The organism is Rossellomorea aquimaris TF-12 (genome assembly GCF_001648555.1).
In the GTDB taxonomy this organism is placed as follows: Bacteria; Bacillota; Bacilli; order Bacillales; family Bacillaceae_B; genus Rossellomorea; species Rossellomorea aquimaris.
Window position 1 is genome coordinate 81976 of sequence record NZ_LQXM01000023.1, and the last position, 26087, is coordinate 108062.

Genomic DNA, 26087 nt, shown 5'->3' on the forward strand with positions numbered 1-26087 from the left:
GACAATCCACCTAAAGGGAGCATCATAAAATGTTATTACGACATTTTTTTTCCTTAAAGTGAAAGTCCCATCTGCTTTTCTAATAAATTACTAAACATGCTTCTTTTTTCTTTTGATAGTTGATGAAATCCACCTGTTTGTATGACACTTCCTTTATCCAGGACAATCACTTGATCTGCGTTTTTTATAGTTGAAAGGCGGTGAGCTATGACGATAATAGTCATTTTGCCTTTCAGCTGATCGATTGCCTCTTGAATTTTAGATTCGTTTTCACTGTCAAGTGCACTTGTAGCCTCATCTAACACTAAAATCGAAGGTTTTCTTAATATAGCTCGAGCAAGTACAACTCGCTGACGTTCTCCCCCAGAGAGTTTTATACCTCTATCGCCAATAAGTGTATCAAGTCCATTTGGTAGTTTCTTAACAAATTCAGCTGCTGATGAAAACTCAAGTGCTTCCCATAATTCTTTTTCATCTGCATGTGGTTTTACTAATAATAAGTTTTCTCGAATACTAGTATTAAATAGGAATGGATCCTGGGGGATATAGCTAATAGAACGTCTTAATGACAAAATCTTTTCTCTAGATAATGGGATCCCGTCTATGAATATTTCTCCTTTTTGAGGTTGATTTAGTCCCATTACTAAGTCTATAAGGGTGCTCTTCCCTGCACCTGAATGTCCTACTAATGCAGTCATTTCATTGGCTTTTATAAAAATGTTAATGTCATTCAATGTATAAGAAACTCGATTTTCATTATATTTAAAATGAACACCTTTACACTCTATTCCACTTACTAAACGAAGCGGATTTATTTTTAATTGATCAACATTTTCAAATTCAGCAGCACTCTCACACTCTTGCTGCAAAGAGACAACAGATTTAAAAGAAGGAATAGTTGTGGCTATTTGTTCCATTGAAGCTTGGATGCCTGCGACTCGAGGCCACAGTCTTGAAAAAATAACAATGATGACCATCAACTGACCTGTTTGGGAGTTGAATACATTTATAGCTACAAAAATAAAGAGGGCAATAAGTATGGCAGAAGAAACTTTATAATATAGCTGAGATTTTGTTTTCATTTTCGTATATTCAATTTGTTCGTCTTGCATATTTTTTGTTATAGAGCGATACCAATTCAATTTATCGTTCTCTAGTGTATTACTCTTAATTTCTTTAATTCCATTAATCTGATCTGTTATTCCTGCTAAGTAATTTTTCCCTAACTCAAAATTTCTGTTTCCTAAAGCTAAAGATGTCTTCAAGAATTTTCTATTAAAGAAGATAAGGATTAATCCACAAAGCATCACAAATATTGTTATGTTTGGAGATAGCAAAAGAGCTACAATGATTTGAATCGATGTAAAGATGAGAGAAGACATAAATTGTAAGAAAGAATGAGTTCCTGCACTAGCACGTGCAATTTCCCCTGTTAATAAATTGATAAGGTCGGATTTCCTATTTTCAAGGAAAAAACTCCATTTGGAATTTAAGATTTTACTATACGTTTCTACTCTCATATGCCTAAAAAAACCATGTTGAATAATGGTGTTTTGAATGGTTATTCTTCTTTGGACAATATGTTGCCCTGTTACTAATAATACGTACGTTCCTAATATGACAGGCAAGCTTATACTGCTAGGAATCTCTTTTATTCCATTAAATATTTCTAATATTTTATGGTCTCCTATATCAAGATTCACTACTCCTGTAATACTAATCATAGGAATAAGCAAAAGAATTCCAACACCTTCGAGTAAACCTATTAATATCATACTAATAAGATTTATATAAAGAGCTCTTCCTGAATAAGAATGTATTTGTTTTAAAAAGTACATGAGGTGTTTCAATATAACTCCTCCTAGGATGTTGCATGTTTTCTTGTCTTTCTCCAGGCCACCAAGAATGGGCGTAAAGGAAAATATAAAAAGTGGAGTCTAATTGGTAATGGCAACGTTTCTGCATCTGTAAAATAAGGATGCAACTGACTGATTAAAAAAAAGAGTCTCTGCTTATTAGACATTAACGAAAACAAGTGTTGTGAATGGTAAGAAGAGATGTAATGAGGCACCGGATCCGTATGTAAATTCACCATTTTTTCTAAATAGAAAATTGCCTCTTGAGCTAACTTTCTTGAGCGTTTACTAAAAAGATGTGGCTTCATTTCTCTGGTACACTTCGTATTAAATAGCTCAGTAGTTAAAACAACAGCTTGGCCGCCAATATGAAGATAATCATATTTTTTTAATAATTGATAGACCTTCTTCCAAGATAAACCTCTTTCAATAATTTGATGAATATCTGTAAGCCAACGAAGACGAGACCACCCATGACGAGCACCGTGTGTAACAAGAAATAAAAATAAATCCTCATTCCCAAGTGAATACACTTCGCTAGTTGAAAGAGAGCTGATTTGCTTTCGTTCCCATAATTCTTCAAAACTAGGTTCTTTTCCCGGACCGGGGTTCAACCTCCAATGGAGCTCAAGTTTCATTCCCTTTTCTGGATGAAAGTATGTGACATGATGATGTCTCCATCGCCAATCATTCAAAATGGACTTGATATACTCTTCCTTCACATATCCCATTCTTTTAAGAAGCTTTTCAGCTTGACCTAAATCCTCGATAGAAATAAGTACATCTAAATCACTAGATGTTCTACGGGAGACATCATTATATAGGAACTGTGCAAGTACCGGTCCTTTCAGCTGAATTAATCGTATAGATTTCTCGTTAAAAGAAGTACTAACCGTTTTCATTTCAGCACACATTTGTAGCATTCGAAATGTACTTTCTCTATAAGTTTGAGTTAATCTGTTTATTACATTAGAAGGAATCATCTTCGTTTCTATCATTTTTATTTTGGATTGTAACAATGGAAACACTCGATGGTGAATCGCTTGGTCTACAAACAAATTCCAGTCGATATCAGAAGCTAACTCTGAGCAAACCCTTGTCAGTTCAACAGAATTATTATTTTTTATCAACTCGATTATCAACTTTAACTCTTTAGGAATTTGTGATAAATCGAGGCTACTTTTTTTATCCATTGCTTTCTCCTTTAATATCATTAGCGAATTTTCCTACCACCGTGAATTTTTCCATACCTTCCGCTCCAGTTAAATAAAAAGGGCCACTTCTGAGCCATGCATGGGCAATTAACTGTCCTTGTTCATCACGTGCAGTGCCTAAATATAGAGTGCTTTCAATTTGACGTTTTTCTAGCATTTTCATACCTGCAATGGCTTTAACCAGACACCGACTTTCCCAAATAGTATAACGACTCATAATATGAAGGGCTTGAGAAATATTAGATAAAATTTCTTTGTTCTTCATATTAGGGGAAAAAGAAGTTTCTTTTAGCCGTTCCCCTAATGTGGGGGCTACTTTAGCAAATGGGAAAATTTTCAGGATCCTCGCCCATCCTAAATAGAGAAAAGACTCAAATAATAATTTTTTCATCGTCCAATTCATTGATAAAAAGATTCTTATATATTTCATACCCTTATCCCTTCCCAAGCTAATAGAAATAAAGCGTTCTATTCTTCTCTAACATTTATTAAATTCTCTTCTTTTAAAAGGTTTAAAAACGAGAATACTTGTTCTTGGCATACATCTTGTTCCACTTCATATTCATTTATTAAATTAGCTATGAGCCTCTCAACAGAAATCGGGTTCTCTAGTTGTTCCCAAATAACCCCACCCATTTCTCCAAGATTGTAGTACTTACCATTGTGTATGCTTAACATTACTTTTTCTCCATCCATATCGCTTACTATATTGTCCTCGCCTTGATAAATGATTGAGCTTAATGAAAAATCTAGATTTTTAATCATGAACCTTTTCCCCCACCTTTAAAGTAGTAAGTAGTAAATCTGTTAAACTATTGGCTGTAAACTTTGATTGTGGCCTACATACTTGATAAACACGTATCTTATTTATCATTTGTGCAGTCATTCTAAAATGCCATTCCATTAATCCAGAACCTTTAAGAATAAAGTTGCGATACGTATGGTTAAACACAGTGTGCAGACTTTCTAATTTTTGAATCGACCGTATGCTAATTTCTTCATCATCTGATTTAATTAATTCAAATATGCCTGCTAAAGGCATGGATACAGAAGAAAATTGAGCAGAGACAGGAATTGCAAACTTTGTTTCCCTATCAATGATTGGTCGATAATTTTCCGAGTTCATTCCAAATTCATTTAAACTTTCCAGCCATAGCTTTTGTTGTGGGTAGGCCGGTATAACAATAGGTTGATGATTTTCTGTGAGAATGACTGGAATGACATCATCACTAAGTAATTTAAAACCTTTATTTAAAAAGGCAGATGCAAGCGTTGATTTTCCTGCTCCGGAGTCTCCTACAATTGCATACGCTTTTCCATCTATTTCTACCGCACTTCCGTGTAAGGGGAGGATTTTCCGTTGCATTAATATGGCTCCCATACAAGTACCAAGAATATATAAGCGAATGATATCCTCACTGGCATTTTCATAAGGGGAAACTATAATTCTCTTACCTTCTTGAATCAAATAAATAGCTACTTCGGGGATTTTAAATAAACACTGATTTTCTTCTATTACAAAATACTTTGTAGGTTTCGCTTTTTCTTCCCATAAAGAATGTAATTCACCTATTTCTATTGTGATATCCATAATTTCTTCGGATCCCTTTACATTTTTTAATTCAGGAAGAAAATATTCGCTCATAATATTTAATCCAAATGCTTGGTATCGTGCTATTTCCTGGGTTTGAATCACTTCCACACCCTCCCTATTGAGAATCTTTTTTAAAAAAGGGGAAAGAACCTTTTAGAGCATCTACTAGTATCGTAAATATGTAGTACCTTTGTTAATGCTAGTACTCTAGTTAAGCATTCGATTCTTAAGTAGAACTCCATCCAGTCTTCCCTTAAGCTTTAATAATTTCTATAAATTAACTACCTAAACAACTTGCATTTGATTGTCCTTCGTGAGTTTCATCTCTACCTTCGGATGCATCAAAGCAGTCTGGATTTGCATTACCAGGACCATTCATCGTCATGCTTACATCTAATATTTCTAATAAAGGTGCTGACCAATCTTTTTTCATTTTTCCACCTCCTTCCCCCTAGAAGCTTTTCATAAAACGATAAACAATCAGACTTCGTGTAAGTGTTTTAAACTCATCTGTAAAAACAAACTCTGGCTTGGGGTCGTTTTCTAATTTTGAAAGTGCACCCTTAAACACTTTCATATTAATCATTTCATCCAGCCGACCGTCTTTCATCAGTTGATGAAGTTCTTCAATAAAATTTTTCCAGGTGGACTTCATACGGTGAATTGTATCTGCTGCCTGAATACCTCTTATGTGGTGATTTAATCTCACTTTATCCGGTAAAATATTTTTAGTGGCATTTCTAATAAAAGATCGTTCCATTCCACCTTGAACATATTTTTCTTCAGGTATAGCTAAACAGAAATTTATTACTCTTAAATCGTTTGTAGGATCCCGATCCCACAATGAATATCTTAGAGATAGATTTGTATTTGCAACTCCACTTTTATTCCATACAAACAACTGTTGATAATACCTTTTTCTATAATCTTTTAAATTCTCTGTACTTTGCCCGTATATATTTATTTTATGATCACTTAATTTAGTAAAAACGCCCATCTTTTCAGCGAAGTCTGGATTAATAAGAGAGTGATTTCTGTTTGAAGATTTTTTATTGTTTGATAGTAATCTAGAGACTTTCGGAAAGGCTTTTTTAGCAACTACAGGAATTAAATTTGATTTTCCCGTACTAAAATTATTTGTAAATAAATCTAACTCTTGATAAAGTTGAATCCACCTTAACTTTTTTAAAAGAGAAGCATAATACTCCATATTAAGACCGTAAGAACCCCATGAAATTGAATGATTTCCCCTGGCGCCATTCAAAAGAACTTTTATCCCTTTTTTATGGGCCTGTTCAGTAATCCCTTTTAACCAAAAGCTATTCTCATAAAATTTATAAGGCATCTCCATTAATTCCAAAAAATCATCTACCTCTGATAAAGGACTCCCGCCATCAAAGTTCAAATAATGATCTACAATATTACCAACATGGTTGACTGTTTCTTTAATAAAAGGTCTTTCATCTGGAATATAGTATTTAGGTGTCCAATCCTTAAAAGTCTCTTCTGGTATATAGCTATACGTATGTAATTTCTTATTTTCAATTAGTAATTCTTTTGCAGCAAAGCTAACGACTGTCCCTGAATCCAAGCCTCCACTTAGTTGAGCCCCGACTTCCCCATATGTTTGAGTTCTAGCTTTCACAGCTTTTTGAAATACATCTCTAAAGGCTTCCTCATATTCCTCATTTGTTTTCAATTTCAACTTTTCTTTTGGTTCAATCGTACAGTATCTTCTTAAGCTTATATTTCCATTTATCACAGTTACACTATGTGAAGGAGGGACTTGTTGTATGTTTTTATAAACCGTTGAAAACATGTCGACGGCTTCAACAACAGTTGGAATAGCTAGAAATTGTGCCATCCATTCTTCATTTAATTCCTTCTTAACAAAGGGTAACGTGAATAATGGATGAATAGTTGTTGAAAAAGCAAAGGTCTGTTCATTTTTAAAAAAATAAAGCGTTCTTGCTCCAGAAAAGTCTCTAGCAGCAAAAAGTTTCTTTTTCTTTATATCCCAAATAGCAAATGCAAAATCACCTAGGAGATGTTTTGGGGTTTCTTCTCCCCATTTACTGTAGGCAAGAAGGATAAGCTGACTATCAGGTATACCTCCTCTTAAGCTGTTATCAATATTCAATTTATCAAAAAGCTCTTTTCTGTTATCGATAATGGCATCCGCGGTGATAACTAATTGCCTGTGATAATCCTTGTAGGGAAGAACTTCTTTTATTGATTCAGGAGTGATCCATTGGGAAAGACACCCAAGAAATATATTTTGATTTTGCCATACATCCCAGTCATCACGAGGATAACCCGTAAAGATATTTTTTATCTTACAAATTTGATTTTGTTGTATGGGCTCCTGGTTTAAATTATAAATACCGGTGATGGCACTCATGGACTTCCTCCTAAATTACAAAAGGTTTAAAAACATATTATATAGAACAAAAATGGCAATATAAATAGATAATCCAACTATTAAAAGATGTTATGTTCTTTAAAAAGAACAATAATGTACTTTGAAAATATCATCATATCTCTTACTTGTCAATCAAATTATTGAATTATTGTTTGAAATTTCATTTTATTCGTTTTAGCTTACTAATTTTTTGGCTTTTACATAAAAATCTTGGAATGAATCTTCATGTCTACTAATTAAAGCTACCCTTCTTTAAAGATGATTAATGGAACTTTAGCTCAAAAATGTATTTATCGTGTGGTTGTAATAAGGGGTGGTATTGAGGATGTTTCAACCTTCTTTTTCTTAATTTTAAGGAATAAGATCAAGATCCAGCCATAAGTTATGTTTAATTTTTCGTTTATCAGTTAATAGCCTCTACATTTTAATAAAATATAGAGGCTTAGTAACCAATAAACTAAAAAAAAATTAACTTAAGTGCACCATTTCATCTGTATCTGGCTGTACCGCATCAGGCGTTTTAATTCCTGCTCCTGCCATAGTCATATTAATATCAAGAATTTCTAATTCTGGTTTCTGCCAAGTTTTACTCATTTTTTCACCCCCTTTCAAGAAACTCTTTTCATAAATCGATAAAAAATTAAACTACGCATTAATATTCTGAAATCTAAATCATATACATGCTCAGGTTTTGGTTGATATTTATATTTTAGTATCGATTTCTTTATTTCGTGTATATTTAACAGATCAGCCACTAAAGAGTCATTACTCATTTTCTCCAACTCTTGAATAAAGCTCTCCCATATTGGAATCATCCTATGAATTCCATCTGCACCTTGAACTCCTCTAGTACGCTGATTAAGTCTTATGTCATCTGGTAAAACCTCTTTTGTTGATCTTCTAATGAGTGATCTACCATATCCATTTTGAACATATTGCTCCTCTGGAACTGATAAACAGTATTTAATTACTCTTAAATCGTTTGTAGGATCCCGATCCCATACCGAATGTTGAATCGATAATTTAGAACTATAAGTACCTGTTATATTCCAATGGAAGAGCTGTTCAAATTGATGCTTTTTAATTGCATACGAATCAGTCATTGAACCTGTTAGATCAACCTTATGCTGTTTTAATTTTTCATATACTCCTGTTTTCATAGCGAAATCTGAATTAATCATCGAAGGAAATAGTTCAGTATTATTTGACTTTCTGCTATTAGAAAGGGCTTTTTTTGTTACAACAGAAAATACTCTTGATTTGGTCACACCCAGATTCTCACTATACTTTGACATCTCTCTGTATAAACTGAGCCATTTTATTTTTTTTAAGAGCATAGCTTGATAATCAATTACTGGTCCCCAAGAAACAGTCCAATTTCCTCTTTGACCATTTAAAAGTACTCTAATATCTTGTTCTTGTGCTTTTTCAAACATCCCTTTGAGCCAATAGGTATTCTCAAAGAATTTATAAGGCATTTCTAATGAATCTAACCAAACGTCAATTTCGCTAAGAGGACTTTTTTCTTCAAAATCAAAGTAATGATCCTTTATATTACCGTTAAACTGTACAGTGGATTGAATGAGAGGTCTCTCATTTGCTACGCGACTTTTTGGTGTCCAATCAACGAAATCTTTTACTGGAACATAGCTGAATGTATGTAATTTCTTCTTTTCTTCTTTGAGAGAGTTCGCAGCCAGGCATGCAACAGATCCCGAATCTAATCCTCCACTCAAATGAGCCCCTATTTGGTAGTTAGAACGTAGCCTTGAAGAGATTGCTTCTTGAAATACTTCTTTGAAGGCTTCTTCATACTCTTCATTAGATCCTAGTTTCAGTACTCCTTTCGATATCAATGTTGAATATCTTGTCAGCTTTACAGTCCCTCTGCTTACTGTTATTGAATGGGACGGGGGAATTTGTTTTAGTTTTTCATAAACAGTGCTTCCAACATCCACCGTTTCATAATTCCAAGGTATCGCCAAAAACTCTGCTGTCCACTGTTCACTAAGTTCATTTTTTATATAAGGTAATTGAAGCAAGGGCTTCATTAATGTACAAAAAGCGAACCTTGTAGAATCGCTATAATAATAGAGAGTACGAGATCCTGAAAAATCTCTTGCTCCAAAAAGTTTTCTTTCCCTTTCGTCCCAGATTATAAAAGAGAAATCTCCAATTAAATGCTTAGGGCATTCCTCTTTCCATTTATTGTACGAAAGTAAAATTAATTCACTATCGGAAATCATTTTCCTTTTACTATGTTCAACCTGTAATTTGTTGAATAATTCACTCCTATTATCGATAATGGCATCAGCTGTAATCGATAATTGAAGCTCGTAATGATAATAGGGAAGCTTCTCTCCAATTGATTCAGGGGTTATCCACTGAGCATGACACCCCAAAAAAATATTTTCCCTTTGTAATACCTGAACATCATCTACCGGGAACTGATGAAGAGAGTTCAACATTGTTTTAATATGATCATATGGTACAGGCTCTTGATTTAGGTGATAAATTCCAGTAATTGCGCTCAAAAGGATTCCCTCCCCTACATTTAAATTCTTAATAAAGAACAAAGACGTTCTAATGGTCTATTTTGATATCGAATTCCTACCTGTTTTCATTAATTTCTTCTTATTTAGAACACGAAATAACAACCACATAAAGATAATTCCTATAATATTTTTTATTAAGTCCCCTATTGCAAAGGATCGAAAGGGTACATAATACTGGTGAATTTCATCAGAAACTGAATATAAAATAGATATGGTGATCGAAATCGTTTCTTTTAATCTACTGATAGGCCCGAATGAGGTAAAAAAAATCATTAATAGTATATACAGAATCCCAAACTCCACTATATGTAATAGTTCTAAAAGCATACCGATTATAAGTATAAAGTTGGGATTCAGATTATAACTGGATTCATACAATGATTCTGGATTAAAATGGCTAGATTGGTACCAAATCAAAATCATGTATAGAATAATCAGGGTGAGTCGGGTCCAGCGAGTTAGAAAGTCCTTCAACTAAAGATCAGCTCCTGATCATGAAAAGATTCATTCTCTTTAATGACACCTATGTCTAAAGTCCTTATTTTGTGCTATATAAAGAACAATACTATAATTTTATACAGAACGCAATAGATTAATTAATTTTATCTCAGGTAAAAAAGTATTATTTAGCTTATGTTAATATTTTATACAACTTTCGACATGATATTAATAAGTATTTTCTTCGGTATCCTTTTAAAGTACATTTTTCCACCTAGGGAATAAAGATCATTCACGTTCTTATTTCTTATTGAATTTAAATATTCTTGTGGAAAATATCTCAATGCACCGTCATTATTAAGACATTCGATAACATTCTTGTTTGAACAATAGTGATATATTAATTTTTTTTTCTCGAAACTCTTAAGTTTTCCATTAAATAAATTGTATAAGCATGTTTTAAAGGTATTTAGCAACATTATGCTAATTCCATTTTCATGTTCTTGTTTGGAGTATGGGTAAAATTTGTTAATCACTTCCTTCTGTATCTCATACCCATTTACCATATCTTCAAATAAACTTGACATATACTTACTCGTTAAACCACCCATACGATAATAATAAAGTGGCTTATTAATTATCTTTACTCTCGAAGCTTTCAAGAAAATTTCTAAATTAAAAAACAAATCATCTCCTAGGAACTCAATACGATTTAAATACTTTCCACTATTTAATAGAAATTCTTTTTTATATAATTTTGCATATAGGCTTGCTGGGAAAGGGTGCCCATGGAAATACGCAGTTACTAAGTCTTTTTTTATTTCTCTCTCTTCAAATATTTTATCTTCACGAAAAAAATCACTTGAATTTTTTTGTTTTATTATTCTTCCCTTCCCTAAAACTTTGTAAGTATTACAAACTACAATATCTAGAGAGTTTTCAATAACTTCTTTATATAATGTAGCAATCGTATCATTCTCTATCCAATCATCAGCGTCAACAAACATTACATAATCTGAGGTGGCCTTTTCTACCCCCTTTTTCCTTGCTGCAATGCTTCCTTCATTTACCCCATCAATTAATACTACTCTTGGATCATTATACTTGAATTTCTTACACATCCTTAAACTATTATCCGTAGAACCATCATTTACTAAAATTAATTCAAAATCCTTAAAAGATTGGTTTAGAATCGATTTAATACAAAGATTTAGTTTTTTTTCTGCATTATATATGGGGACAATAACACTAATTTTTTTCATAATACCTTCCCTCTATAAACAATCGTTCTTTTCGCTTAATAGCTTTTCCACTCATTCTTGTACACTAGAAAACAATTTATGTTTTACTGTAAAAAATTTATTTAATACAACTTCAAAAAAACTTATATTCTTTCATAAATTAACAGTTTTCTCATGAAATTTTTTTATATTTAATGTATTAAGAATTTTACTAATAACATACATTAGATACTGAAATTCTTCGCATTTTCTGAAAAACAGAAAAAATATTATATTCGGTATAACCAAACAAATTAATCCTTTAAGAAATAGATCTATTAAAGAACCAAATCTAATTAGGTTACACAAAATTTCTGTTAATATACAAGAACCTAATACAATAATCGAATACCAAATATATCTTCCAAAATATACTTTTACTTTTCTTCGAAATACTATTTTATGTATAACGAAGGGGTCATACCAAAAATATGTTGAAAGTCTACTTACAACTGTTCCTATTAGTACTCCAGCAATACCAATTTCTTTTGCAAGAATTATTGATACTGTAATATTAATTATTGCAGCAATAATTGGTCGATATTTTCCTTTTTTAAACAAACCAGTTGTTTCCCGGAATGTGGTAGATGCATTTTGCATACCCGTTGTAAAAAAATTCAATATTATTGTTAGTAAAATATACTTGTTAAATACAAATTGGTCTCCAATCCATACTGATATTAATGGGTTTAATAAGTTCCAAAGTACGATAGTAAAAAAACCATATATCCAAAAATTAGAAAAGTTTATTACTCTAAAAATAAAATACTTCTTATCAATATCTTCTTGTACAACTAAATTACCCACACTCGCAGTTATTGAATAAAATATTAAACTTAAAATAGTTGTAATCGTTGATAATATTAGCAAGTAGTTTGAATATATTCCTACAATTGACAAACCTACAAATACAGAAATAATAATATTATCTGTACCATTAATGACAACCCCACTTATTTTATAAAGCATAAGAGAATATAAATTTTCATAAAAACTTTTCTTTTCTTTATTAGATAAAGTGACAACACTTTTCTGTTTTAAGAATGGATATAACTGATTTGCCTTATGGCCAATATATATATTTTCTAATATCCTAAATAAAATTTGGCCAGTTAGTACTAAAATATAATTCGAAGTAGTAATTAGGAGTATGATTTGTAAGGTATTAGATAAAAGAATAAAAATGCTGTGAATTCTTGAGATAATATGATTTTGTTGGTCTGCAATAATAATAGATTGTTTATAAACAAAATAATAAGATGATACTGCATTGACTAAAAATAACAAATAAATTATTTGAATATGATCTACTGTTGTTTCACCTTTGATAAGATATTCTATAAATGGTAATAACGTTAAACCTATTAATAAAACTATTAAACCAATAATTCTATATGCTTTTTTATATAGACCCATAAGTGCTTGGATTTTATTATTATCTTTTTCAGCCAATGGCTTATAAAGACTATAAATCATGGCACTATCAAAACCAAGGTTTGCTAGTGAAAGCATGATTAGTACACTAGTAAATAGACCTTCTATACCCAAATACTCTACTCCAAGAGTATAAATAAAGACAGTTCTTACACCAAACCCCAATGAAACACTTAACATTTGGGCGCCTAAACCAAAGAAAATATTTTTCAAAGAATTTTGAATTCTCATTTATTTATTACCCTCTAATTTTAACTTTTTTCTACAAATATTCTATTAAATCTTGTGCTCAACCTTCTCTTAATTATTGGAAAAAATTTCGTCACTCTATATTTAATTAATGACTTTTTTCTTTGAGTTGAAAAGTCATAGTCCAAAATCCATTCTAATAATTCTTTATAAATAATGTTCCCCCTATTTTCTTCCATTCTTTTTATTGCTAAGTTCCATTGCATTATTTTGGAAGGAGTAAAAAACTTTATGTTTACTTCAAGAAAATTCAAAATGTGATTTGATAGATTATGAGGAATATTAAAGCCGAATGCCTGTGGGTTTTCTCCTTCAGCTACTATACCAATAATTGTTCTTACACACTTTTCACATTTACAGCAGTTTTCTTCATTCTTAAAGCATACTCTTAGAGTACTAATTGGATTTCTTGTTTTCCTATAATAGTCTACTACAACTTTAACCTTTTCCTGCCTATTCATATCATACCCATGATGAAATACTTCTCCAGATGCAAATTTAATTTCATTGTCAATTGTAGGATCAGAAGCACACTTTGTTTTATAACCTTTAAAAAATGAAGCTGCGATATAAATACGCTTAATTTTTAATAGATATGCAATAGGAATTGCGGCTGATATTATTGCTAACCCGTGATGTAAACCATGCCACCAAGAATCACCCAGCTTTTTTAAAAAATCGTGATCAATATTTTGAACGTTTAAAAAGGAGCCATAATTAGAATCAATTAAAATATTTTTCAAGCCATTTATATTAGCAAATTTTATTACATGATCTTTATCTGACTCCCACACTTCACTTTTCTGTATTCGTTCTTCATGCCATCCATATTCTGTGATTAAAAAAGGTTTTTCATCTTTTATCTTAATAAATGTGGAAAGGGCGTCTAACCCTCCACTAAACATCTGTGCAGCTTCGTGTTCTGGATCAAATGAATTCTTTTCAGTATAGTCCGTACTAACTGAACCCTTAAAACTAACACCAGGAAACATATTTTGATAAGCTAATTTTATTTTATCCAAGCACTTATAAAAGGAATAATCTATTTCATTTACCTTAATTATGGAATCCGTTATCCAAGCAAGAGGAGCGAGATTTGCAACAAAAGGTATAGTTAAAATACTTGTTGGTGTTTTAGATATATCATAATTAAATTCAAAAAAAAGATGTTTGCTTTTTTTAAAATATTTTTTTATTTTACCTTCAACACTAAAATAATAGTCTACTCTATTATTGGTAACGACTAATTTATCAAGATTAATTAACTTCATAATTTCACCCTCATTGGAATAATTTTTGACTTTTTATTTAAATTTAAACTGCTCTTTCCAATCCTTAATATTTTCACTCAATATTTTAACTTCTGTTTTAATATTAGAATTTATCATTTTCTCCAGGTCCTTCTCCAAATCCTCCCTTTCTATTGTGTTAAGATTATACGATAGACTCATTCCTGATGCTCTTTCATCAATAGAGATAATTATGGATCTTTTTTTATGGCGCATTGCATATATACCACCATGAAGTCTAGTTCCAACATAGTCTATATTCATTTGAAGTACTTGTTCATAATCCTCAATAGTTGGTGGTACAATATTTATTTTTTGTGTATTATTAAGTGTTTTCAAGTAATTTAAGTCATCTGCATCTTGAATCCAAAAATATATATTTTCATAGTTCTTCTGTAAGGTATCAATTAGGAATTGATCTTTTACAATATTTTTTGAATGATGAGTAAGCGTAAAAACAACTGAATTAGATTTGTATTTTGGAATAGCTTCACAAAACTCGGGTGTTAAATTCCACAAACTGGCGCAACCTGTGTTAATTGCCTTAAAGCCCATACTCTCGAGAATATTTTTGGTTCGTTCATCTCTAACACTGTGGATAATATTATTTGATAAAACTTTTTTATATAACATTTTAGTATATGCATTTACTTTATTTCCTTTTCCAGCTCCAACTCCAACCAAAATACTTCCCTTTAATGGACCATAATTAAATATATTAATATTCCATTGAGGAAAATGAGTGAACATATCCATTGTTAGTAGATTTGAACCACCTACAAATTTGTACTTTGCATTACTATATATTTTTACTCTGTGAGAATTTCTTACTACTTGATACCAATGAAATGGTGAAATATGCGTTGGTAAAGTTAATACATATGCATCCTTGGTGATTTCTGCAAGATGGTATCTTACACATTTCATAATTATGTCATCACCTTTGTTAAGTGATCCCACTGAGGTGTCTAAAACTAAAACATTTTCCATTAAAAATAACCTCCTGATCATTGTATAAATATGTAATACTCACTAATGAATTAGTTATGTTACTAATCCATTTAACCTCTTAATACCTTTTCTCATACACTAATTCGTAAAGTTTGTTAAGTTCAAAAGTATTGTTGTAGTTTATTAGTTTGCAATTCTTTTCTAATGCCTCCCTTAGTTGATGATTTTTATACAAATTTTCAATTCCGTCAGCTAAACCACTACTACTTAATTTACATATAACTCCATTTATTCCGTTTTCGACTTGACTTGTAGCTGTTGGATAATTAGTAATTAATACCGGTTTATTTAATATCTGTGCCTCTCCAACTGTTACAGCCTTCCCTTCATATCGAGAGGGTTGAACATATAAGTCTGCGGACTTCATATATGGATAAGGGTTTACTTTTTTTCCTAATAATATAAAAGAATCTTCAAGGTTGTTCTCTTTTATCAATATTCTTAAATTACTTTCCTCCCCACCGTAGCCGACGATATACCATACAATGTTATTAAATCCTTTATCCTTAAGGATTTTCATTGCTTTTACGGCCATATCAATCCCTTTAGCATGAGACAATCTTGCTACTGAAATAACCTTAAATCTATTATCTTTATCCATTGGATTATCAATTTCTGCAACTGATAAGGTTTTAACAACGTCAGGAGCTGTTATATTTTCAATCACCAATACTTTATCGCTTAAAGAAGGATATTTTAGTAAAAAAGTTTTTTTACATTGCTCTGAAACCGCAATAATGTAGTTGAATTCATTCCACATTTCTACATCTACTTTTACATCAGTATCTACTGTTGAAAAATCAGTATGTATCCATGCTATCTTTGTTTTAGCCTCTACTTTTTTCGCTACAAAGTAATGTGGCCATAAATAACTAATAGCAACATCATATTGTTTTTTCATTTTAGGAAGTAAGGGTACAGAATACTTCCACATATACTGCATTTGTTTGTAGCCATTCTCAGACGAGTGTTGAAAATTCGCTTTATATTTTGCTAGTAATCTAGTCAAACCAAATGGAAGTTTACCTTCTTTGAGCAATTTACTAATTGGCATCCTAAATGTCTTATATTCAGCAACCTCTGGGAGCAAATTAGGTTTATTCGGTAGTAAATTCATGAAATCACCCGTATGACTGTACAGCATAAGATCAACATCATGCCTAACATAATCAAAATTTTCAAGCATACTAATAAGACTTCTCTCTACTCCTCCCACTTCTAAATCAAAGGAAGCGATCAATACTTTTTTCATATTCTTCCCCGCTTTTCAGTTGATATATATTCAATAATTTCATTTTTCCTACTTCAGGAGAAAATCCTCTCTGTTCAAAGCTTTCAATTATTTTTTTAGAATTCTTCTCTCTTTTTCCCACTTTATTTAAGATTTCTTCAGCCCATTTATTAGGTCCTTCCTTCAAGTACAAGGTGGATACTAGATTGAGCTGCAAATCTGCTTCTGGCTGGATTGCTTCGGATACAACACATGGAATTCCGGTTGCTTGTGCTTCTAATAGTACAAGCCCTAGACCTTCATATATGGAAGGGAAAACAAAGACGTCCAGACTGTGAAGCACAGTTTCTATATCTTCTCTAATTCCAACAAGTCGAACGTTGTTAATTATTCCTTCGATTTCTACTCTTTTTTCAATGTGTTCCTTTAAGTCTCCGTCCCCTACAAGTAAAAGCTTAATGGATGCGTCTTTCTTGACTATACACTTCAAGATATTAATTAAGAAGTCATGATTTTTCGCTTCAATGAATCTACCAATATGACCAATAACAACTGAGTTACCTAGACCTGTTTCCACTTTAAATTCATTAATTTTTCTATTAGGTGTGTCAATGAACTTCGAATAATCTATTACATTCGGAAAATATGAATAATGAGAATGAAGAACACCTTTTTTCCCATATAAATACCTACCGGCTTCTTTACTACAAGCCAACAGATGAGTTGAAAAACTTTTTATAATATAACTCATGAGCTTTATATATATTTTTCTAATTAATTTTTCACTTTTATCATATGTTGTATGGGCATGAGAGACTCTTATTTTCACTCCAGCTAACCATGCAGCAAAGGTAGCAATACCACAATGAAATAGAGTATGAGCATGAACCGCTTGATAAGGACCAAATTTTTTAATAGCTAGATAAAGCTCTTTAACTGATTGTGTGTTAGACAGTTTAATGATTCTTCCACCTAAGCTCTTAATCTCTTCATCATAGTGAGCTTCTTCTTGATTGTATGAGATAAAATCAAATTGAATTTCTTTATGGTTTATATTTCTATATAAATTCATTAGCATCGTTTCTGTACCTGCTCGATTCATTGCCCCAACAACATGAAGAATTCTTTTAGGCTGGATCGAGGTCATTTATATAACCTCCTCTCATTATTTTCCCTCCACCTTACCTTGCTGCCACTTAATAAACTCAATCACCGTCTTATATTCCTTTAATTGTTCCTTTTCAATTCCCGACTCTTTCAAATCATGAATAAAGTCAATCCATTCTCCTTCGAGGAGATTATGATTCTCTTCAGTATTTTCTGCTTGAAGAATAGTTTTTAAGTCTACATCTAAAACTGTGGCGATTTTCCCAATCACTTGAATTGAGGGATTTTGATTTAAGTTCCGTTCTAAATTACTGAGATAGGACTTCGATACGTTTGAACGATGCGCTAATTCAGACAGTGTCAGGCCTCTTCTTTTTCTAATTTCACTTATATTAGTCCCTATCATTCTATTAACCCCATTTTTTAACTTTATATAATTTCTTGTGTAACTAACACACCCTCTAACGATTCTCTTAAGCTCTCAATCACTCTTGTCTGTTCTTCTGTTGTTAGGCTTGATCCAGACGGTAAACAAACACCTGTTAGGAATAATTCTTTTGCCACGTCCTCTTTTTCTCCATGGGAGTAATAAGCTGCATCCTTAAATAAAGGCTGCATATGTAGAGGTTTCCAGACAGGACGTGCTTCAATGTTTTCCTTGTCTAATGCTTCAATTAAGTTAAAAGAGGAAATTCCCGTTTCGTTCTGATTGACCGTTAACGCCGTCAGCCATCGGTTGCTTGTCGAATTTTCTAATTCAGGCATGAATTCGATTCCTGGAATATGTGATAATGACTTTTTATAACGTTCGAAAATGGCTCTTCTGGCCGTTACTCTCTCCTCAATTACTTCTAATTGCGCTCTGCCAATACCAGCCAATATATTACTTAAGCGATAATTGTGACCTACTTGACTATGCTGATAATAAGGAGCTGGATCTCTTGCTTGAGTAGCTAAAAATCGAGCTTTTTTTAGTGATTCCACATCATTTGATATAAGCATGCCCCCACCTGATGTTGTAATGATTTTATTTCCATTAAAGGAGAAAATTCCGAATTTACCAAAAGTCCCGCTAGCTTTCCCTTTATACGTTGATCCAAGAGACTCTGCGGCATCTTCAATGATTGGAACATTGTATTGGTTACATAGCGTGAGAAGCTCTTCCATTTTTGCGCTTTGACCGTAAAGGTTTACGATTATGACTGCTTTGGGAAGTTTCCCTTGTAATGCTGCATCTTGAAAAGCACGTTGAAGAGCCTGTGGTGACATATTCCAGGATTCACGGTCAGAGTCAATAAAAATCGGCTCTGCTCCTTGATATAGAATGGGATTAGCACTTGCAACAAAGGTTAAAGTAGAACAAAATACTGTATCTCCTTTAGTCACTCCTAATAAAGAAAGAGCCAAGTGAATCGCTGACGTTCCCGAGTTAAGGGCAACGGCTTCACTGGCTCCAACATATGAGGCTAATTCTTCTTCAAAGGCATCCACGTTAGGTCCTAACGGTGCAATCCAGTTTGTATCAAATGCCTCTTTTATATACTCTTGCTCCCTGCCACTCATATGTGGAAGGGAAAGGTAGATTCTTTGGTTCTTCATCTAAAAACCACCTTTTCTACATAGTCTCTTTCATCACTACTTCAAAAACCTTTTTGATGATTCTGGCTGGACTTCCTACTGCCTTACTATGGGAAGGGATCGGTTGGATGACCGTTGATCCAGCTCCAATGACTGACCACTCTTGGATTTCAAGTCCTGGAATAACTGTTGCTGAAGCTCCTATATGAACTCCTTCTCTTATCGTTACATTTCCTGTTAACGTTGCATTGGGTGAAATATGAGCATAGCTTTCAACTGTGTTCTCATGTTCCACTATGGCTCCAGTGTTGATAATACAATGGTCACCTATTATGGAATCTGCATTAATAATCGCTTTTGGCATAACAACCGTCCCATTCCCAATTGATGCCGTTCTACTTATCGTGGATGAGGAATCAATTACGGTTAGGAAAGCTTCGTTCGGAAGGTTTAACTCTTTAACGATTTTTTTCCTGATTGAGTTGTTACCAATAGCTACAACAACTCGGGTGTCTAAATCTAATAAGTTCGAGATAGAGGCGATAGGAGCATAGATAATCCCTTGAATCTCTTGCTCTATTTTATATTTGTCATCTAAAATAGCGTAAATTGAATGTTCCCCAGTGATCGTCATCATTTCTTGTATGACCTTGCTGTGACCACCATTGCCTATTACGATGACTTTCATATTAGACCACTTCTTTCGAGCCTTTGAACTTTTCTGTTGTCGCATGATTTTGTTGATGAATCCCTTCTTTTTTGATCACTTTGATCAAGGTCTTGGCTAGGATTCTTACATCCAGTAGGAAACTCTGATTCTTTACATACCAAACGTCCAATAAGAATTTTCCTTCCCATGAGATCGCATTCCTCCCATTTACTTGAGCCCATCCTGTGATTCCAGGTTTCACATTGTGTCTTATTTTTTGTTCAGGGGTGTAGATATTCAAGTATTCCATGAGTAACGGTCTAGGACCAACTAGACTCATGTCCCCTTTTAATACATTGTATAGTTGAGGGAACTCATCTAGACTGTATTTTCTAAGGAAGCTCCCCACAGAGGTTAACCTTTGTTCATCACATTTTTCACCATTTTTCATTGTTCGAAATTTATAAAGTTTAAAAGGTTTCCCGTATAATCCAGGACGCGTTTGTCTGAACAGAATGGGAGCACCCATCGTTATTTTTACTCCTAGACCAATGGGTACCATAAATGGCATAAGAACTACGAGTAATACCGAAGAAACAGTAATGTCTATGGTTCGCTTTATCACTATAAACCACCCTCTACTCTTCTTTTTTCCTTTAAAGAACAAATGGTAAGGATGCTGTCCTTAATTTCGTTGAGTAGATCTTGTGTATTTAATTCTTCTGATCTATTTGTTTTTATATAATCATTCAATAATAAATTTTGCAGATCTTCCTGTGTTAGGTTATCCGATATATTCATATCAACTTTCCTCACTTGTTTTGAACATAAAAAAAACAGCTGCCATTTGCATGCACCTGTGCTTAGCTTCTTATTAATAACTTCGTTTCTACATTGTATCCATGGGGATTATTTTGTTGCCATCTCCAGGAATCTTGACACATTTCATCTAGCCCTTTACAAGTAACCCATCCCAATTCTTTTTTTGCTTTAGAGGCATCTGCATAGCATATACCCACATCCCCTGGTCTTCTTTCCACAATGGAATATGAAATGGTTTTACCTGATGCTTTCTCGAAAGCGGCTATGACTTCAAGTACACTATATCCCTGACCTGTTCCTAGGTTATACGATTCAACACCTTTAGAAATGAGCATCTTTTCTAGTGCCTTAACGTGACCTTTGGCTAAATCCACCACATGAATATAATCTCTTACACCAGTACCATCGACAGTAGAATAATTATCCCCAAACACCTTAAGGGTTTCTAATTTCCCAACTGCCACCTGAGAGATATAGGGCATAAGATTATTTGGCACACCGCTTGGATCTTCTCCAATTCTTCCACTCACATGAGCACCAACTGGATTAAAGTATCTTAGTAAAGCAATACTCCAGTTGTGATCAGATTCATAAAGGTCTTCTAAAATCCCTTCGATCATCTGCTTCGTTCGACCGTAAGGATTCGTAGCTCCAAGCGGAGTGTTTTCAGAGATCGGTACTGTTTCTGTTGCTCCGTAAACCGTTGCAGACGAACTGAATACAAGGTTTTTCACCTCAAACTTTTTCATAACCTCACACAGAGTAACTGTACTATTTATATTGTTCTCATAATACTTAAGTGGAAAATGAACAGATTCACCAACCGCCTTTAAGCCTGCTAAGTGAATCACTGCCTCTATTTTGTTATCTGTAAAAATTTTTTCTAGTCCCTCTCGATTTTGTAGGTCTAAGCAATAGGTTTTAAAATATTTTCTCGTGAGTTCTGAAACCCGTTTTAGTGCTTCTGGTTTACTATTTGAAAAATTGTCTACTACTATTATTTCATAACCAACATTTAAAAGCTCTATACAAGTGTGGCTGCCGATGTATCCGGCTCCGCCGGTTATTAATACTGCCATATGGCACCTCCCAATATTTTATAAAAACTGACTTCTATACTCAATTCCCAAACTAATTACATGCTCATAATAAAAGTAAAATGTATAGCAAACTAGTATGCAAAAATATATTATTTTTTCATCCTTTTTTCTAAATAATTTTATTATCCAAGAAATTAGAATAAGCTGATATAACCCGAAATAAATAGAAAATCTTGCAAATATCCAATTCTGTGTAGAAATTAACATGAAAACAAATCCTATTAGAGCCATGTTGACTATGACATCACTAGCAGGGAATATTTCTTTCAACTTTTCTCTTCCAAGGTAAGCAATCAGCAACGGGGCAAAAGTAACTGCAACTCTCATGGTACTTGCTCCCCCTTCAGAAAATGTCCTATAGTGTCCATATTGTGTGTCCTCTATCGCTGTAAACAATATAGCTGTAAATTTTTCGAAACCAACAACGATAATTAATGCTGCAATAATAACCATTAGAGTTGCCTTTGACCAAGGCTTTCCTTGTACTAGAAAATAGATAGGTAATAAAATAAGAGCACTTAAGTGGAATAACGATGCGAAAATCACAATGAGAAAATAAATAATCCAATTCTTTTCTATTAAATATTTCGTTGCGATGAAAATGATTGACGCTGCAAGAAATTGTCTGATTCCGTTCATTGAAACTAAAAACATACCACTTGCAATGTACACAAATAGACTCAACTCGATCATTCTTGAATATTTATATAATGTTATTAATATAAGACCATTTGTTATTAACGCAGCTGTAAAAATAAGTATTTGAGGATCTTGTGAAATATAAGATTTTAATAGTAATTGAAGTACCCAAAACCCTACATCACTTTTCCCATCTATTAACTCCCAACTAAACTCACCAACATTATAAGCATGCATATAAAAAGGGGTGTCACCAATATTTGATCGTAATCCAGAAATAAGCACAAGACACATAAAGGATCCAAACAATAATAACTTGTTCGGTATAATAGCAACAGGCTTATTTAGAACCAAAACCGTTGTAGCAGAGTACCTTGCAAAAAACGAAAAGAAAAACACAATAATGAGATTCATCCAAAGTATTGTCATATAATAAAATCCTTTCAAAAACTTTTGGAAAGGGACTCTAGCTTGTTGCAGGTTTAGTTTTTTTTGAAACATAAAAATACAACGTTACACCAAAAGGCAACGCTAGGAAGGTTAATATTTTATTTGGAGTTTCATTTAAAAAACTCCAATTACGACACATAAAGCTACTAGAAACATAGTGAATGGCCTGTCTAAATTTAAAGTTTCTACTAGCAAAAGGAAGTTTCATTAATTCTTTACGATAGAAAGCAAACCCTTTCGGATTTTTGCGATATTGCTTTAGCATGTTTTTTGAGGATCCATCAGGTAAATACTCTACGAAGCAAAGGACTTCATTCATAAGAAGCATTTTGTATTCTTTATCCAGCATGTAATACTTATAAGCAAGCCCTACATACTTTTCCTCCTTAAATATTGGGTAGGGATATTTTTTGGTCAGCTCTGTACGGTAGACTAACTTTTTATCTCCAGTTACTCCATATTTATTGTAGAGATCAAATAGTGTAGAAGCTCCAATATTATCAGGTAGTCTTGAACCAATGGTATCTCCTTTAGTATTGGCGTCCAACCCTATGATTCCACTCACTTTAGAACTTCCGTGTTCAGCCCAAAAGGTTAAAATTTTCTCTATAGCATCTTCAGGCATATAATCATCGGAATCTATACAAACATTAAGCTCTGTATCTATTAATTGATAGGCTGTATTATGAGCTCCATGCATACCTTGATTTTCTTGCCAATGATAAATGATGTGGATAGATTCTTCTTTCATCCATTTGGATACAAGTTCCTTGGTATTATCTGTCGACCCATCATCGATGATAAGCCAGATGAAATTCTTATTTGTCTGCATCTTTAAGCTTTCATAACATTGGTGGAGGCAATATGCTCGATTATAGGTTGGTGTAAATACCGTTAGTTGCTTCAAAGAACATTCCCCCCTAACGTAAGATATGATTTTTCCGTATCCTCTGCTGTTTTTCGAATGTCATAGCCTTTTAGAGCAAGAGTTCCTTCAGATCGTTTTCTATTTAAAGGAACGGTTCTTTTTTTCAAAATTTGTTTCACCCAAATTCCTTGGTTTTCAATTGGTAAAAAGTGAGCTAACTGACTTTCCATATCTACTTCCTTCGTAACACGATCAGAGATTAGACATGGTAACCCCGCCCCTTGAGCTTCAATTAGGGTTACTGGGAGGCCTTCGTGGAAAGAAGGAAAAACAAATACATCAAACGCCTGTAACAGGGAGGGGATGTCTTCCCTTACTCCTAAAAGCATCACATGTTGTTCTAATTCTAGATTATTAATTTTTTCAGTAATTTCTTTCCTTAAAGGTCCGTCCCCCACCAAAATTAATTTAGCATTGGGAATGGTTTTCTGTATTTCTGCAAATGTCTCAAGCAAAAACATGTGATTTTTTTGATGACAGAACCTCCCTACATGCCCCAATACGAATGTTTCATCATTTAGCTGCAATTCAGCTCTAGCTTGATTTCGTATGTAGAAGGAAAACTGAAACTTATCGCATTCTATTCCGTTTTTTAATAGGAAGGCTTTATGAGCTTGGTTTCCAAACAGCCATTGGGCGGCAGCCTTTGAGCAGGCAAACATGTGAGTAGCATTCCAATTAATATATTGTCCTACTAACCATTTATATGTCTTCGCTCCAATACCACCCTCACTTTGCGTATTATGACTATGCGCAATCCGAACCGAAACACCCGCCTTTTTAGCAGCCCTTAACACTAGTCCACTCATCCTATCTAGATGAGAATGTACAATTTTGTAAGAGTGTTCTTCAAAGAACCTATCCAACTCCTTCACATAACCAAAATGCCCAACCTCCGTAACATAAGGAATCAAATGAATCTTCCCACCCATTTCAAGAATTTCCGAGTCAAACACACCTTCTTTACAGGTTAAGAAATCAAATTGAACCTTTGTTCGATCAATGTTTCGATACAGGTTCATGATGAGGGTCTCGGCTCCACCACGGTTCATATTCACTACTACATGGAGAACTCTTAACGGACTGCCCATTGTGCCACCTCCTTCTCTTTCATATTGGATTGATAAATTCGACTTTTTTCATTTAATATTCTTTGGACACTAAATGTATTTACTATCATTTCTCTTCCAGTCATTCCTAGCTGACGTCTTATATCTTCTGAAGCAGCAAGGAGTTTAAGCTTGTTAGAAAATCCTTCGATGTTAGTCGGTTTAACAATCCATCCATTTTTATGTTCGATCACCAACTCCCGATGTCCCCGATTCACACTCGCCACTACCGGTAGCCCACAAGCCATCGCTTCCAAAATATTCACTGGAAGTCCTTCACGCAGACTCGAGGCAACGGCCACATCACACATTGGAAGGATTTCTGGAATATCCTTTCGAAACCCAAGAAAATCTATCATGTGAGGGATGTTTAAGCTTTTTGCTAGTTCATTACATTGATCTTGCAAAGCTCCTTCTCCTGCAAGCAATAGCTTTGCATTTGGAACCTCTTCTTTTATTAGGGCTAAAGCTTTAATCAACATCTGTTGGTTTTTGTTTTCGTTGAATTCAGCAGCATAAAATAATAAAAAGTCATCTGGTTTGTATCCAAATGACTTCCTGAGTACTGCTTTATCGTTTTCTGAGATTGGTTGGAAGATTTCTGTATCAACCCCGACACCATGAACGTGTTCAAGGGTAGGGACGTTAAAACGTTGTTTAGCTAAAGTGTAGTCTTCTTCATTTATCGTAATCAGACAGTCCGTATAATGAGCAAGCTTCTTTTCAATCGGATAATAGAGCATCCAATTTTTTAAAGGTGCTCCCTTACAAAAATGAAATCCATGTGCAGTATAAATCACTTTTGTTCCTTTTTTTCTTGCTTCACGCGCTGCTAAACGTGCAAGTACTCCGCCCATTGGTGTGTGACAGTGAATGATATTATATTGATTTTCATTAATGATTCCTTTTAATTCTCGGTATGCTTCCATGTTTTTCATTGAAAGCGGAGATCGCTGTATAGGAATCGTGTATTTTCTATCTACAAATGGAAGCTCCATGTTTCCACTTGCTGCAACATGAACCTCCCAGCCTTGTTCCTTAAACCATTTCATGTATGGAAGGTGAAATGCCTTGAAGTGATAATCTACGGTGGCACAAAAAAGAATTGAATTGGCCATCTTCTTCACCTGCT

Annotated in this window: 26 protein-coding genes; all 26 read right to left on the reverse strand. The window is 33.5% G+C overall.

The genetic code is table 11. The features are described 5' to 3' along the window. Positions 1–53: 53 nt before the first annotated feature. A complete protein-coding gene (locus IQI_RS05540) occupies positions 54–1850 on the reverse strand; it encodes an ABC transporter ATP-binding protein (protein ID WP_064091674.1) in 1797 nt (598 codons plus the stop codon). A gap of 11 nt (positions 1851–1861) precedes the next feature. Then, positions 1862–3049, reverse strand: coding sequence for a nucleotidyltransferase domain-containing protein (locus IQI_RS05545; protein ID WP_064091675.1), 1188 nt, complete (start codon positions 3047–3049; stop codon positions 1862–1864). Next, positions 3042–3500 (reverse strand): lasso peptide biosynthesis B2 protein, encoded by a 459-nt coding sequence (locus tag IQI_RS05550; RefSeq protein WP_064091676.1) that lies wholly within the window; start codon positions 3498–3500, stop codon positions 3042–3044. The genes IQI_RS05545 and IQI_RS05550 overlap by 8 nt, the downstream gene beginning before the upstream one ends. Before the next feature lie 38 nt (positions 3501–3538). Further along, on the reverse strand, positions 3539–3835 hold the full coding sequence (locus IQI_RS05555; protein ID WP_064091677.1) for a lasso peptide biosynthesis PqqD family chaperone: 297 nt from the start codon (positions 3833–3835) through the stop codon (positions 3539–3541). Then, positions 3828–4766 (reverse strand): phosphoenolpyruvate carboxykinase (ATP), encoded by a 939-nt coding sequence (locus IQI_RS05560; protein ID WP_064091678.1) that lies wholly within the window; start codon positions 4764–4766, stop codon positions 3828–3830. Before IQI_RS05560 ends, IQI_RS05555 begins: the two co-directional genes overlap by 8 nt. 175 nt (positions 4767–4941) lie before the next feature. After that, positions 4942–5097 (reverse strand): paeninodin family lasso peptide, encoded by a 156-nt coding sequence (locus IQI_RS20545; protein ID WP_156509845.1) that lies wholly within the window; start codon positions 5095–5097, stop codon positions 4942–4944. Between the two features lie 18 nt (positions 5098–5115). Continuing rightward, a complete protein-coding gene (locus tag IQI_RS05565) occupies positions 5116–7065 on the reverse strand; it encodes an asparagine synthase-related protein (protein WP_064091679.1) in 1950 nt (649 codons plus the stop codon). 489 nt (positions 7066–7554) lie between these two features. Next, positions 7555–7680: a paeninodin family lasso peptide gene (locus tag IQI_RS20550; protein ID WP_156509846.1), complete on the reverse strand. Its 126-nt coding sequence runs from the start codon at positions 7678–7680 to the stop codon at positions 7555–7557. Positions 7681–7694: 14 nt separating this feature from the next. Continuing rightward, entirely contained in the window at positions 7695–9620 is a 1926-nt protein-coding gene (locus IQI_RS05570) for an asparagine synthase-related protein (protein WP_064091680.1), read from the reverse strand. Positions 9621–9677: 57 nt separating this feature from the next. Further along, positions 9678–10115 (reverse strand): VanZ family protein, encoded by a 438-nt coding sequence (locus IQI_RS21305; RefSeq protein ID WP_064091681.1) that lies wholly within the window; start codon positions 10113–10115, stop codon positions 9678–9680. A gap of 170 nt (positions 10116–10285) precedes the next feature. Beyond that, entirely contained in the window at positions 10286–11341 is a 1056-nt protein-coding gene (locus IQI_RS05580; RefSeq protein ID WP_064091682.1) for a glycosyltransferase family 2 protein, read from the reverse strand. Positions 11342–11473: 132 nt separating this feature from the next. Then, positions 11474–13024: a lipopolysaccharide biosynthesis protein gene (locus tag IQI_RS05585; RefSeq protein ID WP_064091683.1), complete on the reverse strand. Its 1551-nt coding sequence runs from the start codon at positions 13022–13024 to the stop codon at positions 11474–11476. A gap of 20 nt (positions 13025–13044) precedes the next feature. Further along, positions 13045–14313 carry a hypothetical protein gene (locus IQI_RS05590; RefSeq protein WP_064091684.1) on the reverse strand — a complete coding sequence of 423 codons (1269 nt, stop codon included), beginning with the start codon at positions 14311–14313 and terminating at the stop codon, positions 13045–13047. Positions 14314–14346: 33 nt separating this feature from the next. Continuing rightward, entirely contained in the window at positions 14347–15321 is a 975-nt protein-coding gene (locus IQI_RS05595; protein ID WP_064091685.1) for a polysaccharide pyruvyl transferase family protein, read from the reverse strand. Between the two features lie 79 nt (positions 15322–15400). Then, a complete protein-coding gene (locus IQI_RS05600; RefSeq protein ID WP_064091686.1) occupies positions 15401–16594 on the reverse strand; it encodes a glycosyltransferase in 1194 nt (397 codons plus the stop codon). Next, positions 16566–17720 (reverse strand): glycosyltransferase family 1 protein, encoded by a 1155-nt coding sequence (locus tag IQI_RS05605; protein WP_064091687.1) that lies wholly within the window; start codon positions 17718–17720, stop codon positions 16566–16568. Before IQI_RS05605 ends, IQI_RS05600 begins: the two co-directional genes overlap by 29 nt. A gap of 18 nt (positions 17721–17738) precedes the next feature. Next, positions 17739–18086: a helix-turn-helix domain-containing protein gene (locus IQI_RS05610; RefSeq protein ID WP_064091688.1), complete on the reverse strand. Its 348-nt coding sequence runs from the start codon at positions 18084–18086 to the stop codon at positions 17739–17741. A gap of 23 nt (positions 18087–18109) precedes the next feature. Further along, the gene (locus IQI_RS05615) at positions 18110–19279 is read right to left on the reverse strand and encodes an aminotransferase class I/II-fold pyridoxal phosphate-dependent enzyme (protein ID WP_064091689.1); all 1170 of its coding nucleotides are present in this window, start codon (positions 19277–19279) and stop codon (positions 18110–18112) included. A 16-nt stretch (positions 19280–19295) separates the two neighbouring features. Next, complete coding sequence (locus IQI_RS05620) at positions 19296–19946, reverse strand: acetyltransferase (protein ID WP_064091690.1); 651 nt, start codon at positions 19944–19946, stop codon at positions 19296–19298. A 1-nt stretch (position 19947) separates the two neighbouring features. Then, entirely contained in the window at positions 19948–20529 is a 582-nt protein-coding gene (locus IQI_RS05625; RefSeq protein WP_082892602.1) for a sugar transferase, read from the reverse strand. 2 nt (positions 20530–20531) lie between these two features. Beyond that, positions 20532–20708 (reverse strand): hypothetical protein, encoded by a 177-nt coding sequence (locus IQI_RS20810; RefSeq protein ID WP_197489713.1) that lies wholly within the window; start codon positions 20706–20708, stop codon positions 20532–20534. A gap of 62 nt (positions 20709–20770) precedes the next feature. Further along, complete coding sequence (gene galE / locus IQI_RS05630; protein WP_064091691.1) at positions 20771–21808, reverse strand: UDP-glucose 4-epimerase GalE; 1038 nt, start codon at positions 21806–21808, stop codon at positions 20771–20773. Positions 21809–21826: 18 nt separating this feature from the next. Beyond that, complete coding sequence (locus IQI_RS05635) at positions 21827–22897, reverse strand: EpsG family protein (protein WP_064091725.1); 1071 nt, start codon at positions 22895–22897, stop codon at positions 21827–21829. A 37-nt stretch (positions 22898–22934) separates the two neighbouring features. Continuing rightward, positions 22935–23825 (reverse strand): glycosyltransferase family 2 protein, encoded by an 891-nt coding sequence (locus tag IQI_RS05640; protein ID WP_064091692.1) that lies wholly within the window; start codon positions 23823–23825, stop codon positions 22935–22937. Continuing rightward, positions 23822–24937, reverse strand: coding sequence for a glycosyltransferase family 1 protein (locus IQI_RS05645; protein ID WP_064091693.1), 1116 nt, complete (start codon positions 24935–24937; stop codon positions 23822–23824). Before IQI_RS05645 ends, IQI_RS05640 begins: the two co-directional genes overlap by 4 nt. Beyond that, entirely contained in the window at positions 24922–26073 is a 1152-nt protein-coding gene (locus tag IQI_RS05650) for a glycosyltransferase family 4 protein (RefSeq protein WP_064091694.1), read from the reverse strand. The genes IQI_RS05645 and IQI_RS05650 overlap by 16 nt, the downstream gene beginning before the upstream one ends. Between the last annotated feature and the right edge of the window lie 14 nt (positions 26074–26087).

What these genes read in the sequence shown, in the direction of transcription:
- IQI_RS05545 (WP_064091675.1), bottom strand. Translation starts at nt 3,049, where the DNA reads ATGGATAAAAAAAGTAGCCTCGATTTATCACAAATTCCTAAAGAGTTA.
- IQI_RS05550 (WP_064091676.1), bottom strand. Translation starts at nt 3,500, where the DNA reads ATGAAATATATAAGAATCTTTTTATCAATGAATTGGACGATGAAAAAA.
- IQI_RS05555 (WP_064091677.1), bottom strand. Translation starts at nt 3,835, where the DNA reads ATGATTAAAAATCTAGATTTTTCATTAAGCTCAATCATTTATCAAGGC.
- IQI_RS20545 (WP_156509845.1), bottom strand. Translation starts at nt 5,097, where the DNA reads ATGAAAAAAGATTGGTCAGCACCTTTATTAGAAATATTAGATGTAAGC.
- IQI_RS05565 (WP_064091679.1), bottom strand. Translation starts at nt 7,065, where the DNA reads ATGAGTGCCATCACCGGTATTTATAATTTAAACCAGGAGCCCATACAA.
- IQI_RS20550 (WP_156509846.1), bottom strand. Translation starts at nt 7,680, where the DNA reads ATGAGTAAAACTTGGCAGAAACCAGAATTAGAAATTCTTGATATTAAT.
- IQI_RS05580 (WP_064091682.1), bottom strand. Translation starts at nt 11,341, where the DNA reads ATGAAAAAAATTAGTGTTATTGTCCCCATATATAATGCAGAAAAAAAA.
- IQI_RS05585 (WP_064091683.1), bottom strand. Translation starts at nt 13,024, where the DNA reads ATGAGAATTCAAAATTCTTTGAAAAATATTTTCTTTGGTTTAGGCGCC.
- IQI_RS05590 (WP_064091684.1), bottom strand. Translation starts at nt 14,313, where the DNA reads ATGAAGTTAATTAATCTTGATAAATTAGTCGTTACCAATAATAGAGTA.
- IQI_RS05595 (WP_064091685.1), bottom strand. Translation starts at nt 15,321, where the DNA reads ATGGAAAATGTTTTAGTTTTAGACACCTCAGTGGGATCACTTAACAAA.
- IQI_RS05600 (WP_064091686.1), bottom strand. Translation starts at nt 16,594, where the DNA reads ATGAAAAAAGTATTGATCGCTTCCTTTGATTTAGAAGTGGGAGGAGTA.
- IQI_RS05605 (WP_064091687.1), bottom strand. Translation starts at nt 17,720, where the DNA reads ATGACCTCGATCCAGCCTAAAAGAATTCTTCATGTTGTTGGGGCAATG.
- IQI_RS05610 (WP_064091688.1), bottom strand. Translation starts at nt 18,086, where the DNA reads ATGATAGGGACTAATATAAGTGAAATTAGAAAAAGAAGAGGCCTGACA.
- IQI_RS05615 (WP_064091689.1), bottom strand. Translation starts at nt 19,279, where the DNA reads ATGAAGAACCAAAGAATCTACCTTTCCCTTCCACATATGAGTGGCAGG.
- IQI_RS05620 (WP_064091690.1), bottom strand. Translation starts at nt 19,946, where the DNA reads ATGAAAGTCATCGTAATAGGCAATGGTGGTCACAGCAAGGTCATACAA.
- IQI_RS20810 (WP_197489713.1), bottom strand. Translation starts at nt 20,708, where the DNA reads ATGAATATATCGGATAACCTAACACAGGAAGATCTGCAAAATTTATTA.
- galE (WP_064091691.1), bottom strand. Translation starts at nt 21,808, where the DNA reads ATGGCAGTATTAATAACCGGCGGAGCCGGATACATCGGCAGCCACACT.
- IQI_RS05635 (WP_064091725.1), bottom strand. Translation starts at nt 22,897, where the DNA reads ATGACAATACTTTGGATGAATCTCATTATTGTGTTTTTCTTTTCGTTT.
- IQI_RS05645 (WP_064091693.1), bottom strand. Translation starts at nt 24,937, where the DNA reads ATGGGCAGTCCGTTAAGAGTTCTCCATGTAGTAGTGAATATGAACCGT.
- IQI_RS05650 (WP_064091694.1), bottom strand. Translation starts at nt 26,073, where the DNA reads ATGGCCAATTCAATTCTTTTTTGTGCCACCGTAGATTATCACTTCAAG.